The organism is Paenibacillus sp. P13VS (assembly GCF_015143645.1).
Classification (GTDB): domain Bacteria; phylum Bacillota; class Bacilli; order Paenibacillales; family Paenibacillaceae; genus Paenibacillus; species Paenibacillus xylanilyticus_A.
Window position 1 is genome coordinate 56,163 of the sequence record NZ_WYEV01000008.1, and the last position, 14,847, is coordinate 71,009.

A 14,847-nucleotide genomic window follows, 5' to 3' on the forward strand; every position below is an offset into this window, starting at 1 on the left:
GCTTTTGTTTGCAGTGGGAATGGCCGGAACGGTATACCCGATACTGCCTGGAGCTATAGCGATCTTTTTCGCGTTTCTGGTCTATGGCTGGTTCTTCAGCTTCGATCCGTTTGGTGTATGGTTCTGGATTTTCCAGATTCTAATCGTGGTGGTCCTGTTCGTAGCGGATTATGTGGTTAGTGCATGGGGGGTCAAGAAGTTCGGAGGCTCCAAGCTATCTACAACCCTGAGTACGATTGGTGTCATTATTGGTCCATTTGTCATCCCTGCATTCGGGTTGGTACTGGGACCGTTTATCGGTGCATTTATCGGGGAATTAATCGGCGGATCATCACCTTCCAAGGCTACAAAGGTTGGGTTTGGTTCCGTCGTTGGCCTGTTCACCAGTACGGTAATGAAAATTATTTTGCAAATTGTCATGATTGTTCTGTTTATTATCTGGGTAGCAAGATTCGCATAGACGTTCGGGATGGGCTTCAACCAGATGCACGTCCGTGTGGGGGAAAGAAGGGGAATTAGTTTGTCTAAGAAGGAAACATTCATTAAGGGTACGCTCATCCTGGCGGCCGCAGCACTCATTGCCAGAGTACTTGGTCTCGTGCAGCGGGTACCGCTGGAGCATATCCTTGGCGATATCGGTAACGCATCGTTTACCATCTCCAATACGGTATACTTAATGCTGTTAACCGTCGCAACAGCGGGAATTCCCAGCACGCTCAGCAAGATGGTGTCTGAACGCTACGCGCTGGGGCGCGCGGGAGAAGCACAGCAAATTTATAAGGCTGCCTTGATCTTTGCCGCGGTAGCCGGGGTTGTCATGTCAGCCTTACTGTGGTTTGCAGCGCCTTATTATGCAACGTATGTATCCAAGGTACCGGAGGCTGTTAGTGCGATTCGGGCTCTTGCTCCGGCGCTGCTGCTCTTCCCGGCTATTGCCATGATGCGTGGTTACTTCCAGGGACGCGGCAATATGACGGCAGGCGGTATATCTCAGATCGTAGAGCAGTTCGCCCGGGTGGGTACCGCCATTATCGTGGCATATGTCATGCTGCAATGGAATTATGATGACAGAACGATTGCTGCAGGAGCTTCATTCGGTGGGGTGCTAGGCAGTATCGGTGCGTTTGCAGTCATGCTCTACTTCACCTTGAAGCTGCGCCGTAGTGATCGTGCAGCCCAGCTGGAGGTTGTTCGTGCAGAGCAGCTGCCAATGCGAGGGATATACAGTGATATCTTCAAACTGTCGATTCCCATTGTGTTATCGTCCCTTGCGGTTCCGGCGATTAACTTTATCGATTCATCACTTGTGGTTCCGCTGCTCAGCGGCCGTATTGGGCTGGAAGAGGCAACAGGAGTGCTGGCGATCCTCGGTGCGAAGGCGCAAAGTATTGCGGGAATCCCGCCAATTCTGGCCATTGCGCTTAGCCAATCGCTTGTACCAGTCATTTCGGCAGCCTTTGCACGCAAAGATGAAGCCCATCTCCAGAATCAAATTACGCTGGCCATGCGCATTTCGATTTTGACAGGCATGCCAATCGTCATTGCCCTATGTGCGGCAGCCTATTCGGTGAATGGATTACTGTTCAGTACGCCAGATGGGACTCCGATTATTACCTTGCTGACCTTCGGTACCATTTTCCAAATTACGATGATGACGACAAACTCCATTCTGCTTGGAGTAGGTAAACCGCGGATTACAATGATTAGTGTAGCTGCAGGAATTATCGTTAAATTGGTAGCAAGCTTGATCCTGGCTCCGATCTTCGGCATCTATGGGATCATTATTGCAACAGCATTATGTTTCCTGGTGATTACGTATCTGAACCTGCGCGTACTGAGAAAAATCGTAACCTTCTCGATCATGGGTGATCGCTGGGTTGGTTTCGGGGTAACTGTTCTACTTGCTGCAGGTATTGGTTTCGGTGCAAACTGGGCTGGCAATTGGATCTTTAGTTTATTCCTGCCAACACGTGTATCCTTCCTCATGACCTGTCTGGTTGTCGGTGCTCTCGTTGTGGTCGTATACCTGGTCATGCTCGTCATTCTTCGCGTATTGCGCAGAGATGAACTTGGCAGCTACCCGCGTATTTTGCAAAAGGTACTGCGGCCGCTCATGCGTCTTCAGCGTAGTTCGGGTCAGCGGGCATAGGTTGATGCCAAACATTCTTATAATAAGTACAAGCTCTGTCTGCTGCTTAAGCGGGCAGGGCTTTTTTATTCTGAAATCGTACAAGATGAACAGCTGACAGCCGATTCGAGAAAACCGTACTCTAGGTCGCTTAATGCAGCAATGTCTTGGCATCATGGGCAACTGCCGTTTTGAGCATTCCATATCGGTGTTCATGGCTCATTTCAAATAACCAGGGACGACGCGGTGCACTGAGGTGGCCAAGACTATCCCGATTTTGCAGCCAGTCCTGTCTGGTGATCGGTTCATATGGTGTGTCTTTCCATACGGCGAGCAGCTCTGGGCTGTATAATCGCCTACCTTCTGGCATCCATTCGTGTTCCAGCAGTTCCTGAGTATAGAATTTCGAATCAGCTGAGCCCTCCAAGCTCGTTGTGAATAGACCCGGCCAATATTCGGCACGTGAGCCTCTGTGGGGAACGGAACGTGCAAACTCGAGCACTTGTGTGTACACCTGCTCGGTGCCAAACAGCATGGCGTACAGGCCTTTGCCAAACATGATTCGTTCATCCAGCTTGCCAAAATGTTCGATTACCCTCCCGGCGAGTCCTTTTCCGCGCCCAAGTGGAAACACAATATGATTAAGCCCCGCGAGGTTGTGCAGGTGAAATGCAGGCTTGGAGAGTACTTCTTTTTGAAAATAAGGATGCTGTACGACCCGGCTCTCAATATAGTTCTGCTCATTAATAATTAATGCCACACTAAGCAGGGAGCTGCATCGTTCCAACCAAAACCGCTCCCAGATGGGTGTCATGAACGCCGATACGTGAAAATGGGATAGCAGGTGGAAGCAGCTTCGCCCGATTCGCCTGCTGTTCATGTAGAGCAGAAGCTGAGGATAGGCGTCCTGGAAAATGAGTGCATTACAACGCTCGAGCAACCGATACATATGCTCCCGATCTGTCTGGTTTTGCAGATTATGCATGAGGTTGCTTTGCAGATCGGTCATGTGATAACCCCCGTTGCGGGAAACCATATGGGCAAGCAGGGCCCAATGCAGTTCGGGATATTGGTCATAACATGCCAAATAGGCTGCTGTGCGCGTAATATTGCTTCGATTATTTTCCACCGTTAGCATTTTAATTTCTTCCAGAATGATGCAATCCTCTTCACATAATGGGGCGCTTTTGGCATGGCGGGCAGAAGCCGTCTCCGTACCGGGTAACAGACGTTCTATTTCTCCCTTTAGCGTCTCAGCCATTTCAGCTTCCCAAGCCAAATCTCGTGAAGGATGACGAAGCTGCGCCGAAGCCTTCCAAGCGGCCTGTTTACCACGCCATACTTCTCTGGCTGCTCCAGGAATGGAACGAACAATACGAAAGAGAGAATCAGGGGATACAGCTTCGTTTCGGGTGGAAGTCATCGCCTGTCATCCTTTCATCAGGGTTGGTTTTAAAATAAGTATGTGCTGAATATTTGACTTCCACTCGGCAATTTGCTTCACTAAGGATAAGACAAGGTACAGAAAGGAAGATGTTGTCATGGAACAGATTACATCCAAGCCTGCGTTTGATGTGGCCATTCAATCTCCTCGGCTTACCGTAGCGGTATTTAAGGCAGATTGGTGCGGAGACTGCAAGTACATTGATCCGTTTATGCCTGAGGTCGAGGAAAAATTTGCTCGTGATTTGACACTGATTGAGGTCGATGTGGATCAGGTGGGTACCGTTAGTGAGGAACAAAATATTTTGGGTATTCCAAGCTTTGTTGCATACACCGATGGTCGCGAACTTGTTCGCTACGTGAACAAACTTCGCAAGTCGAGAGAAGAGATTGAACAATTTTTGCAGCGTGCGGTTGAAGTGTACAATACGATTCATAAATAAAGGAAGGCACGGGCGAATCGTCTGTGAATTCTAATTGGCGCCGTTCCTCTTCAAAAGGGGAAATGGCGTTTTTATTTTTGCTTTTTCAGGGGACAATATAAAGGTACATATAAGGTGATGACTTATTGGTCATTCTGTCGACAGACGTTAACATTTTGTCACAAAGCGAGGCGTCAATGACACTTTTATCCGGTATAATGAATTTAGTTGTGTTAGTTGTGAAATAAGTGTCAAAGTATCGAAACAAGCGGAGAGATCATTCTTCGCCATCTTAAACCAACAGCGGGTGAGAAAAAATTGAAGCACTTAACCTTGTTTAAATGGTTAACCGTATTAACTTGTCTTGTTATGTTCCTGGCTACGTTCGGCGGTGGGGTCGTTACCAAGACGGAATCCGGACTGGGGTGCGGCACGGAGTGGCCTCTATGTAACGGTAAACTCGTTCCTGCACATACTGTAGCCTCACTGATTGAATATTCGCATCGCGCGGTCAGCGCATTGGCTGGATTACTTTCCATTGCCTCTTTTGTTGCATTTCTACGATATGGCAAATCACGTCGTGATCTGCAGTTGTTTTCCTTCTTAACGTTGATCTTTGTCATTATCCAGGGGATTATGGGGGCCTTTGCCGTCGTGTTCTCCCAATCATCGGCGGTTATGGCGCTGCACTTCGGATTTGCCCTGATTGCCTTTGCCAGTTCCCTGATGATGGCTCTCGGGATTAGGCAGGAGGCTCGTCATGGTGGTCTCGAAAGATTGAACAAATACCCGCGGGTCAGCAAAAGCTTCCGCAACCTGGTATGGTTCTCAACCATCTACACGTATCTTGTGGTATACACAGGGGCCTTTGTAAGCCATACCGACTCAGCTGGGGGATGCTCAGGCTTCCCGCTCTGTAACGGACAGATTATACCTGAACTGTCTGGTGGCGTGGCCGTAGCGTTTGCTCACCGTGTAGCCGCTGCTTCCCTTGTTATTGTGATTGCGATCCTGGGGCATTATGCCTATCGCAAACATCCGGATAATACGGAACTTCGGGCATTGGGCGTTGTATCTGTGGTGCTCATTCTGCTCCAAGTCCTGATCGGTTTTGGCATGATGCTTACCATCAGCCGTCCGGAAGTGTACATGTTCGTGGCTCTGGCTCACATGCTTGATATCGCCATTTTGTTCGGGATATTAACCTATATGAGTTTCCTGGTGTACAAGCTTCATCGGCCAGCTGATCGTTTCTAACATTTCATTACACAGAGTCGTTCATGGTTTCCAAATGCAAAGTCCGCCATCCAATGATGCACATCATTGGGCAGGTGGGCTTTGTTTGATGTCAGGCGGGGCAGGGCAACCTAATGTAAGCAGCGATCATACGTTTACTCTGATTCCGATTAGGTTTAATATTATAAATCATCTTATTGATCAGCAGAGTGGAAAGAGGAGGCTGTATATGCTGCGAACGTTGCTGGGTGAATTGCCGCGTCAGAATGAGGGCGTATTGGAAGAAGCGATCGAGTCCATGGTGGAGACACTCGGACTGTTACAACGACAGCTGGATTTGAATCAGGACCCGACTCACGATTATCGCAAACTGTACGTATGGACGCAGGGATTAATTTCTTCACTGGACGAGCTGGAGCAGGCCTGCTTCGCTGCTTCCCACTTCCGCCAGAAGGTCAAGGCTGGCTCCACCGATGACATGACCATTGAGGAGAAGGCCGAGTACGCCCGATACGTGTACTTCTACAAGGATGGGTTCATTCGTTGTTTTGCAATTCTTGATAAGACAGGCACGGTATTAAATGAAATTTTTAATCTGAACACCTCCAAGGTGAAATCCCATTTTTCGTATTTTACCGTGATGAGACAGTTTGGCTATTCGAAAATGCATAATGATCTTGCTGTAGAATTAATCAAAATTAAGGATGCATATCGGGAACCGATGAGCAAACTGCGTAAACGTCGGAATATGGAGATTCACTACATGAATTCCGAGATGCAGGATGATCTGTGGCAGCTTCATCAAACGTTGCAGGGGAAAGTGAAGCTTGAAGATCTGGATCAGCACCTGGAGGAATTGCGTCAGGGCGTGGATATGGTTTGCGAAACGCTAAAAGCATCGTATGGTTACATCAATAAAATGTGGCACAAGCAGGGCATGTCAGAAGTGGCAAAATAATTGTGTAATATTTACCTTTGACAAAGCGGAATACTTGGATTATACTGAGTTTCTAATTAAGCGTTACATGACATTAACATGCATACCATTTACATTTTACCACTGAACTTATAAATTTAATATTTCTTATCGAGAGCGGCGGAGGGACAGGCCCGATGAAGCCCGGCAACCGATTTATAACGACATGACAACCAGTCATACTTTATAGATGTTAGGTGCTAATTCCTACAAAATGGTGCACAGCACGATTTTGGCAGATGAGAAGGTATATTCTTTCGCGTGAAGAGCCCTTTTTGTTTCTGCAAAAGGGCTCTTTTTTATATGTCAGAGGGGAGTTTTCCTTTCATTCGGGTAAAGATACATGTAGGCGGTGGGAAGGAGAAGTCATATTGATCGAATTAAAAGGATTAACCAAGACGTATGGCAGAGGTTCAAAACAAACGACAGCCCTAGCCGATTTGGATCTAAAGATCGGTAAAGGTGAAATATTCGGAGTGATTGGACACTCCGGTGCAGGCAAAAGTACATTAATCCGTTGTATCAACCTGCTCGAAAGACCAACATCCGGTGAGGTATGGGTAGATGGAGTCAACCTAACCGGTCTCCATAAGACAGAGCTGCAGAAGCAGCGACGCAAGATTGGCATGATATTTCAGCACTTTAATCTGTTATCCTCGGCTACAGTATATGACAATGTAGCTTTTCCACTAAAGCTCGTGAATACACCTAAAGCTGATATTGACCGCAAGGTGAAGGAGATGCTGACTCTCGTTGGATTGGAGCATCATAGCAGCAAATATCCGGCTCAGCTGTCAGGTGGACAGAAACAAAGAGTTGGTATCGCCCGTGCACTTGCCAGTGATCCTTCCGTTCTGCTGTGTGACGAAGCAACATCTGCCCTAGATCCGCAGACGACAGCTTCGATTCTGAAGCTGCTGCTGGACATCAATCAGAAATACAATCTCACGATTGTTTTGATCACGCATGAGATGCATGTTATTCAGAGCATTTGTGATCAAGTTGCTGTCATTCATCAGGGGGGAATTGTGGAGCAAGGCCCTGTAACGGATGTCTTCCTTAAACCACAGCATGCCATTACGCGTGACTTCATGCAGCGTGATCACGATTCTGAGCTTCTCCTAGAAGAAGCAGCAATGGCACATGCGGGAGGAACAGTACAGCAGGATGGCCGATCACAATTGGTCAAAATTTCGTTCTTGGGTGAGAAGACGTATGAAGCCATTCTGTCGAGAACCGTTCGTCAGACCGGAGTGGACTTCGCCATTCTGCAAGGAACGATCTCAAGGATCAAACAGATCCCATATGGCCAGTTGACCGTGCGGTTTGAAGGCGATGCAGATGCGATCAGCCGGACTGTGCAGGAATTGAAAGAGCAAGGGCTTGATGTGGAGGTGCTTCGTTAATATGGATTTTTCAACTGTACGTTGGGAAGAGATCGGTAAGGCCTCCATTGAAACACTGCAAATTCTGGGAGCTTCCGGTTTGTTCACCATCATTATCGGGTTGCCGCTGGGTGTGCTGCTATTCATGACAGCAAGATCGGCTTCCATCCAGTCACGTACAATCTACACCGTGTTATCCATTATTGTTAATATACTGAGATCAGTACCATTTATCATTCTGATTGTTGCCCTCATTCCGTTTACACGTTCACTCGTGGGTACCGCCACTGGGGTGCTTGGCGTCATACCGCCGCTCGTCATCGCAGCTGCTCCTTACTTTGCAAGGTTGGTTGAGACAACGCTGCGTGAAGTAGACCGTGGCGTCATCGAGGCGGCTCAGGCCATGGGTGCATCCACCGGACAGATTGTAAGACGTGTACTGCTTCCCGAGGCACTGCCTGGTCTGCTCGCGGGAATTACAATCACAATTGTAACGCTGGTTTCGTATACAGCCATGGCGGGTATGGTTGGCGGAGGCGGACTCGGAACGCTTGCAATTAACTATGGGTACTTCAGATACCAATATGAAATTATGATTATTTCTGTTGCATTTATGGTTATTCTCGTACAATTTCTGCAAATGTTTGGCGATCAACTGGTTAAACTGTTCACCCGGAAATAACACATATATAGCATACTGCATCCATTCCATATCGAATGAATGCAAAGATGCAACAAAAAAATTTATTGGAGAAGGGGTTTTACACATGAAAAAATGGTCTTTTGCACTGCTAAGCTTGATGCTGATTGCAGTACTGGCTGCATGCGGAAACAACAAGGATTCCGACAGTGGCGCAGATAATGAGGCAGGTGCACCGCGTACGGTGGAACTGAAAGTGGGAGCTTCACCTACACCTCATGCTGAAATTCTGGAGAGCATCAAACCTGAGCTGGAAGCTCAAGGCATTCGTTTGCAGGTTGTAACATTCAACGACTATGTTCAACCAAATCAACAGCTTGCCGATAAACAATTGGATGCAAACTTTTTCCAACACCAGCCTTACCTGGACACAGAAAACAAAGAACGTGGTTTTAACCTCGTTTCGGTAACGCCTGTTCATGTTGAGCCTTTTGCTGGATACTCCAAAAAGATCAAATCCTTGGATGAACTCCAAGACGGCGCCAAAGTAGCCATTCCTAATGACCCATCAAACGGTGGTCGTGCACTTCTGCTGCTTGCAAAAGAAGGAATCATTACGCTGAAAGACAATACCAATATTGCATCCACCATTCAGGATATTACAGCTAATCCGAAAAACCTGGATATTATTGAGCTCGATGCAGCCATGATGCCTCGTCAGCTGGATGAAGCCGATCTGGTATTCATCAATGCCAACTATGCCCTTGAAGCTAACTTGAATCCGGAGAAGGATTCCTTGCTTATCGAGGATCTGCAAGGCAACCCTTACGCAAACATTCTCGTTGCCCGTGAAGACAACAAGGATGCAGATGCGATCAAGAAGCTGGCTGCTGCCCTGAATTCCGAAGCAGTTAAAACCTTCATCAAGGAACGTTATCAAGGTGCAGTTGAACCTGCATTCTAAATAGTTCTGTATTTTCATACTAAAAAGCATGTTAAAAGCCCCGCAATCTATCAAAGATTGCGGGGCTTTTATGTGCAAAACGTTATGAATGTCTATTAGGATCATGCTCTGAATTTCGATCAGATGTTGTACCTGTTTGCCTCGGGGACTCTTGTCCAGCGGCATGTTGCTGATAGGATTCCTCTATAGGTGATATGATATCCCGTTCGTTTGAATGGGAATCAGACTTATTTTTTCTTCCTGTCAGTTTTCGGCGTAACCAACTGAATGCGCCAACAATAGCAGCGACGATCACGAACCAACCCTTTTTGAGCAGAAGCAGCAGACCGACTTTCTTTGCCACGGCTACTCCAGCGCCTCCCAAAATAAGTCCAGTCAAACCAAGCTCCGATTTTTTATCAACAGATGCATCAAATTCTTCATATTTGTACCCCTTATTTACGGTAAGGTTGCTGAGTACACTATCTTCGAATTGCTGGCGATTTTGTTCAAAATTCGCGCTGTCTGTTACCAGGATAACTCCGACATATCCTTCACGCGTCAGGACATTAACATTGTAATTCACAAGCTCTTCTTGCTGGGCATCCTTAAGGCCAAGGGAATACAGCAGTTGATGTGTATTATTGTCGTACGCAGGTTCGATATCCCATCCGGTTACAAATAGCTGATTGTCCGGAGTGGTTTTCTCATTCTGATCTTCAGTACCTCGTTTGTAGCTATCCAGAAGTTCGTCGGCATCCAGATCATCTTGATCACCGTCGTCGATATGTCCGGTATTATTATATTCAAACACGACATACCAGTTCGATTGTTCTCCAGCTCCATATATACTACCGATTTCAGTACCATTTGGGAAAGAGTCACTGTCTTCCATAAAACGCTTGGTGTTGGAAGCGTCAAGATAAGTTAGATTTTCGGCAACTTGTAGTGTGGCCTTATCATCCAGGGAAACTGACGCTGGTCCATCAATCCATTCGTAATCTTGTGAGTTGCCATCATTGCTGCTTTCTGCGAATGCTTGTGGAGTAAAGGGGAGATGGAGCGCAGTTACGAGAAACATTGTCAAAAGTGCAGGTAACCATCTTTTCATTATGCTATTCCTTTCGAATGCATCATATAACGTGGAAATTACATGATTATATGTATTATGTCGTTATCATCATAAGAAAATAATGACTTATCGACATTACCATATGCGGTTACCACTGACAAGGTATTTATGGTTAATAAGGTTTATTTTTACTTCTTAGGACCTAGGCCAGATCATTTTGGTTGATTTTAAAATTAAGTATATAGTCCTCAATTTACACTTTTTTGCACATGGAACAGATTGGCGGGGTGTTGCAAGTTGTGAGGGGATGATAAATCTTTTATACTGAATGAGTGACTGCACTTTGAAGAGGGGGATGGACGTGAAGGGGAAGATTGCCCTCATAACGGGAAGTGCCAAAGGTCTTGGAAAAATGACGGCCCTCCGTCTGGCAGATCAGGGATGCCATATTGCCTTGAATTACGTGCACAGCCGTATCGAAGCTGAAGCACTTCAGGCCCAGATCACAGCAAAAGGTGTACAGTGCATCGCCATTCAAGCAGACATTTCCAAAACGGAAGACATCGCCAAGTTGGTAGAACAGGTTGAAGTCGAGCTGGGCAGTATTGATATACTGGTGAATAATGCGGGACCTTTCGTTCGCGAACGCCGATTGTTTGCAAACTATACCGAGGCCGAGATTCAAATGTTGGTACAGGGGAACCTGCTGGGCCCCATGCTTCTCGACCAACGCGTGCTTCCGGAGATGCGACGCAAAAAGTGGGGCCGAATTATTCATTTTGGTTTCAGTCATGCGGGAGAGGCACGATCCTGGCCTCATCGTGCAGTTTACGCTGCTGCGAAGGTAGGTCTGGTATCCTTTACGAAGACGCTTGCTGTGGAGGAGGCTCCTTACGGCATTACGGTGAATATGGTGTGTCCCGGTGATATCCGGGGGGCCAATAAGGAAAAAACGATTGATGAATTAGCTGGCATAACCGATCAGGAGACGCCGAGAGGCCGTCCTGGGAGCGGTGAAGATATTGCGCGGGTGATTACGTATTTGTGCCTGGATCACTCCGATTTTATTACAGGCAACATTATGGATGTTTCGGGCGGGCTCGATCCTATACGTCCAACCATCCAGCGTGAAGAGGGACATTAGAGGAACGCACAAAAAAGAGCCCTCCGCTTCGATTGAAGCGAAAGGCTCTTGAGGTTTATTTCGTGAAGGATTGATTAGAATACTTGTACGACTTCTTCGACACCGTCAACTTCTTCAAGAAGGGCGCGTTCAATCCCGGCTTTTAAGGTAATGGTGGAGCTTGGGCAGCTGCCGCAGGCACCGACCAGTTTCAGCTTAACGATGCCGTCCTCCACGTCGACCAGTTCCACGTCACCGCCATCGCGTTGCAGGAACGGACGAAGTTTGTCAAGCACGTCAGATACCTCATCATACATGGTGCTTTGTGCGTTTTCGCTCATATTTTTCAACTCCTTTCCTCTATATATTATATTACAATTGGCCGTAAATTAAAATGGTCAAACAAAGCAGGTGAACCTACATGAGACCGATTATTGAATTTTGTGCCAACAATATGCATTTTGGCACAGATGAAGTCATGGAGCAACTCGAAGAGAATCCAGACTATGATGTGATAGAATACGGCTGCCTCAGCAACTGTGGCCAATGTTATATGACTCCTTTTGCACTGGTCAATGGTGAAGTTGTCATCACGGACAAAGTGGAAGATCTATATAACGCCATTTTGGCCAAAATTGCCGAAGCCGATGCCTGGGATGAGCTGGATCTCGGCTAACCGAGATGACGCTTGGACATCCAGAGCACGCCGCTTTTCAAGATACGAGGTACACGTCCCATCATGGACGTTTTGCCCATCAGCCCAAACCCAGCCTTCTTGCCGAGTGCACCTAACGTGCCGCGGAGCTTGAGCGGCTGCGGGTTGGGCTTTTCGCCTTTCCAGAGGGCATGCTGAATATGAGCGATCTGTTCACCCTGTACTTCTGCAGCCTGACCACTTGGTGCATAAGGTACACTGGCACAGTCACCGACCACATAAACATCTGTGTATTCAGGAATTTGGTAATATTCATTCAGTACAACCCGGCCCTGAGGGTCTTTTGTAACGTCGAGATCCTGCACGACTTTAACGGGCTGAATGCCGGCAGTCCATACTACAGCATCCGTCAGGATTTCTTCATCCCGGTTATAGATAGCGTTCCCTTCAAGACGAGAGATGGCGACATGTCCGCGTGTCTCTACCTGATGTTCGTTAAACCACTCATGCACGTAAGCGGACAATCGCTGCGGGAATGCGGATAATACGCGCTCACCACGGTCCAGAATACTAATGTTGAGATCTGGTCTGCTCTCTCTCAGTTCAGCAGCCATCTCGACACCGCTCAAGCCACCGCCAACAATATGCACGTGTCCGTAAGCTTTCACTTCGTTCAGACGGAGGTAGGTTTCCCGGGTTTTGCTAAAACTTTGAATGGTACAGCTGTATTCTTCAGCTCCCGGAGTATTGTGGAAACGGTCTGTACAGCCAAGTCCGATGACAAGCTTGTCATACTCCAAAGGATCCTGGCCTGCAAATTCAATCTGACGCTGTTCCAGATCAATCGAAGTGACTTCTCCATAACGGTAAGTGACTTTCTCATGGACTGGAAATTGGATGCGCAGGTCATAGTCGGATACTGTACCTGCTGCGAGTGCGTAATATTCAGTCTTCAATCCCTGAAATGGGCTTCGGTCCACCAACACAATTTGTGTATCTGACGGTATTTTGCCTTCCAGAAGTTCCTTGATGATCGTGAGGCCGCCATAGCCGCCCCCGAGAATGACGAAATTTTTCATGACTCGGCTTCCTTTCTGCATCAGTCCCGTATGATCGGGGCTGTAACCTGTGGAGCAGCTATGCTTTCACATAGCTGCTCCTTTTGTTTTATTGTAATTATTATATCGAAAATTGTGGAGTCTAAAATTAGAGGTATTATACAAACTTGATGCATCGATTCGAGTGGTCGTTCTCCTGTTATGGATGAAAGAGGCTATCGAGACGATGCAGCAGGTTTATTCGTATACTTGAATTTCGTTGTAGAAGGTATCGCGTTCAACAGGAATGCGACCAGCTCCCTTAATCAGCCATATGAGCTCTTTGCGGGTGAGTCCTTCAGGCGTTAAGGCTCCTGCGGCATGACTAATCCGTTCGCGAACGATGGTGCCGTGTGCATCCGAAGCACCGAATCCAAGAGCGACTTGAGCCAGCTGCGGGCCGATATTGATGAAGTATGCTTTAATGTGGTCAATGTTATCCAGCATGAGGCGGCTAATCGCAATGGTTTTAAGATCCTCGTACGCCGAGTTACGGCGCATAATGCTGGCATTTTTGCTCTTAGGCTGCATGGAAAGTGGAATAAATACCATAAAACCGTTGGTTTCATCCTGCAGTTCGCGAATTTGTGCCATGTGGTTAACGCGGTCCTCGTAAGATTCAATCGATCCATACAGCATTGTAGTATGCGTACGCATGCCCAAATTATGAGCGGTACGGTGTACCTCAAGGTAGCGATCGACGTTTGCTTTGTCGACACGCATTTTTTTGCGGTATTCATCAGACAGAATCTCTGCTCCGCCGCCCGTCAGTGATTTCAGGCCTGCTTTTTGCAGCTCCTGCAGCACTTCCTTAATGCTGAGTCCGCTGATGCGAGTGAAGAAATCAATCTCTGCCGCCGTATAAGCTTTCAATGTTACATTCGGATATTTTTCGTTTAAAGCACGCAGGGAATCGACATAATATTGAAAAGGCACATGGTTATTATGTCCGCCTACAATATGGAACTCACGTACGCCCGGGTGAATATGCTGCTCTACGTACTCGATCATTTCCTCTCCCGACAACGTGTAGGAACCTTCTTCGCCCTGGTCTTTGCGGAAGTTACAAAAAGCGCAGTGTGCTTCGCAAACGTTAGTGAAGTAAAGACTCATGTTTTCAATAAAATACACTTTCTTGCCGTTCTTGCGCAGGTTGGCCTCATTGGCCAGTTGGCCGAGAGTCAGCAAATCATCCGTTTGATACAGATAGACGCCGTCTTCTACGCTCAGCCTTACGCCGTTCTGCACTTTCTCAACGATTTCCGCCATTCTTTTGTCTGTGAATGGTGTTACCAATGTAGACATTTGGTTTCCTCCTGTTCTTAACCGGATTTGAGTTAAATGTAGGTCTTGTTTACAGAACTACATAAAAAAGATGCGGTCATCTGCCGCCTCTTTAGAGGACTAACCCTCCATTACCCGGTGCAGCATATGCTGCATGTGTAAAGCTGAATTTTTCTTTAAGTTTTTGGCCGAATGGTTGTAAAATCTAAAAGTGAGTCTGATGACTCTATATGCATTGGGGACTGCGTGGCAGTCTCGAAATGTGAAAAAAATTACAACTCCATATATGATCATCATTTGAATAAGTCATGACAAAATATTGACATTTCAGAGCGATCACCTATCCATTATAAACCTCGTGTCCCGGGGGTTCAATACACTGGCAAGAAAAAGGAGCCAGGACAGACACAGAATAGGGATAAACATGGCTTGAGCCTCTTGAC

At 47.0% G+C, this 14,847-nt stretch carries 15 protein-coding genes and 1 riboswitch; of the genes, 10 read left to right on the forward strand and 5 right to left on the reverse strand.

Annotation, left to right across the window (positions count from 1 at the left end; genetic code table 11):
• Positions 1-19 precede the first annotated feature (19 nt).
• Together GUA98_RS20320 and GUA98_RS20325 are read left to right on the forward strand one after the other, a co-directional pair.
• On the forward strand, positions 20-460 hold the full coding sequence (locus tag GUA98_RS20320; RefSeq protein ID WP_095292156.1) for a DUF456 domain-containing protein: 441 nt from the start codon (positions 20-22) through the stop codon (positions 458-460).
• Between the two features lie 60 nt (positions 461-520).
• Entirely contained in the window at positions 521-2,149 is a 1,629-nt protein-coding gene (locus GUA98_RS20325) for a polysaccharide biosynthesis protein (protein WP_193724216.1), read from the forward strand.
• Between the two features lie 130 nt (positions 2,150-2,279).
• Here GUA98_RS20325 and GUA98_RS20330 read toward each other — a convergent pair whose 3' ends face one another.
• Positions 2,280-3,551 (reverse strand): DUF2515 family protein, encoded by a 1,272-nt coding sequence (locus tag GUA98_RS20330; protein ID WP_193724217.1) that lies wholly within the window; start codon positions 3,549-3,551, stop codon positions 2,280-2,282.
• A gap of 118 nt (positions 3,552-3,669) precedes the next feature.
• Here GUA98_RS20330 and GUA98_RS20335 point away from each other — a divergent pair, with 118 nt between their 5' ends.
• The 6 genes from GUA98_RS20335 (at position 3,670) to GUA98_RS20360 (ending at position 9,194) form a co-directional block, all read left to right on the forward strand.
• On the forward strand, positions 3,670-4,014 hold the full coding sequence (locus GUA98_RS20335) for a thioredoxin family protein (RefSeq protein ID WP_095292122.1): 345 nt from the start codon (positions 3,670-3,672) through the stop codon (positions 4,012-4,014).
• Positions 4,015-4,326: 312 nt separating this feature from the next.
• The gene (locus tag GUA98_RS20340) at positions 4,327-5,250 is read left to right on the forward strand and encodes a COX15/CtaA family protein (protein WP_260504335.1); all 924 of its coding nucleotides are present in this window, start codon (positions 4,327-4,329) and stop codon (positions 5,248-5,250) included.
• 208 nt (positions 5,251-5,458) lie between these two features.
• The gene (locus GUA98_RS20345; RefSeq protein WP_193724218.1) at positions 5,459-6,187 is read left to right on the forward strand and encodes a Cthe_2314 family HEPN domain-containing protein; all 729 of its coding nucleotides are present in this window, start codon (positions 5,459-5,461) and stop codon (positions 6,185-6,187) included.
• Positions 6,188-6,310: 123 nt separating this feature from the next.
• Positions 6,311-6,451: riboswitch (SAM riboswitch) on the forward strand.
• A 125-nt stretch (positions 6,452-6,576) separates the two neighbouring features.
• Entirely contained in the window at positions 6,577-7,611 is a 1,035-nt protein-coding gene (locus tag GUA98_RS20350; RefSeq protein WP_193724219.1) for a methionine ABC transporter ATP-binding protein, read from the forward strand.
• A 1-nt stretch (position 7,612) separates the two neighbouring features.
• Positions 7,613-8,272, forward strand: coding sequence for a methionine ABC transporter permease (locus tag GUA98_RS20355; RefSeq protein ID WP_193724220.1), 660 nt, complete (start codon positions 7,613-7,615; stop codon positions 8,270-8,272).
• A gap of 85 nt (positions 8,273-8,357) precedes the next feature.
• Positions 8,358-9,194: a MetQ/NlpA family ABC transporter substrate-binding protein gene (locus GUA98_RS20360; protein WP_153979896.1), complete on the forward strand. Its 837-nt coding sequence runs from the start codon at positions 8,358-8,360 to the stop codon at positions 9,192-9,194.
• 82 nt (positions 9,195-9,276) lie between these two features.
• On the opposite strand, the gene GUA98_RS20365 is transcribed toward GUA98_RS20360, so the two are convergent.
• Complete coding sequence (locus GUA98_RS20365) at positions 9,277-10,284, reverse strand: DUF2167 domain-containing protein (protein ID WP_193724221.1); 1,008 nt, start codon at positions 10,282-10,284, stop codon at positions 9,277-9,279.
• A gap of 322 nt (positions 10,285-10,606) precedes the next feature.
• Here GUA98_RS20365 and GUA98_RS20370 point away from each other — a divergent pair, with 322 nt between their 5' ends.
• A complete protein-coding gene (locus GUA98_RS20370; protein WP_193724222.1) occupies positions 10,607-11,389 on the forward strand; it encodes an SDR family oxidoreductase in 783 nt (260 codons plus the stop codon).
• Positions 11,390-11,463: 74 nt separating this feature from the next.
• Here the strand turns inward: GUA98_RS20370 and GUA98_RS20375 are convergent, their stop codons facing one another.
• A complete protein-coding gene (locus GUA98_RS20375; protein ID WP_062324083.1) occupies positions 11,464-11,709 on the reverse strand; it encodes a NifU family protein in 246 nt (81 codons plus the stop codon).
• 80 nt (positions 11,710-11,789) lie between these two features.
• On the opposite strand from GUA98_RS20375, the gene GUA98_RS20380 reads away from it, so the two are divergent.
• Positions 11,790-12,044 carry a YuzB family protein gene (locus tag GUA98_RS20380; protein ID WP_193724223.1) on the forward strand — a complete coding sequence of 85 codons (255 nt, stop codon included), beginning with the start codon at positions 11,790-11,792 and terminating at the stop codon, positions 12,042-12,044.
• On the opposite strand, the gene GUA98_RS20385 is transcribed toward GUA98_RS20380, so the two are convergent.
• Together GUA98_RS20385 and mqnE are read right to left on the reverse strand one after the other, a co-directional pair.
• Positions 12,041-13,102, reverse strand: coding sequence for an NAD(P)/FAD-dependent oxidoreductase (locus GUA98_RS20385; RefSeq protein ID WP_193724224.1), 1,062 nt, complete (start codon positions 13,100-13,102; stop codon positions 12,041-12,043). The genes GUA98_RS20380 and GUA98_RS20385 overlap by 4 nt on opposite strands.
• Before the next feature lie 216 nt (positions 13,103-13,318).
• Positions 13,319-14,425: an aminofutalosine synthase MqnE gene (gene mqnE / locus GUA98_RS20390; protein WP_153979892.1), complete on the reverse strand. Its 1,107-nt coding sequence runs from the start codon at positions 14,423-14,425 to the stop codon at positions 13,319-13,321.
• Between the last annotated feature and the right edge of the window lie 422 nt (positions 14,426-14,847).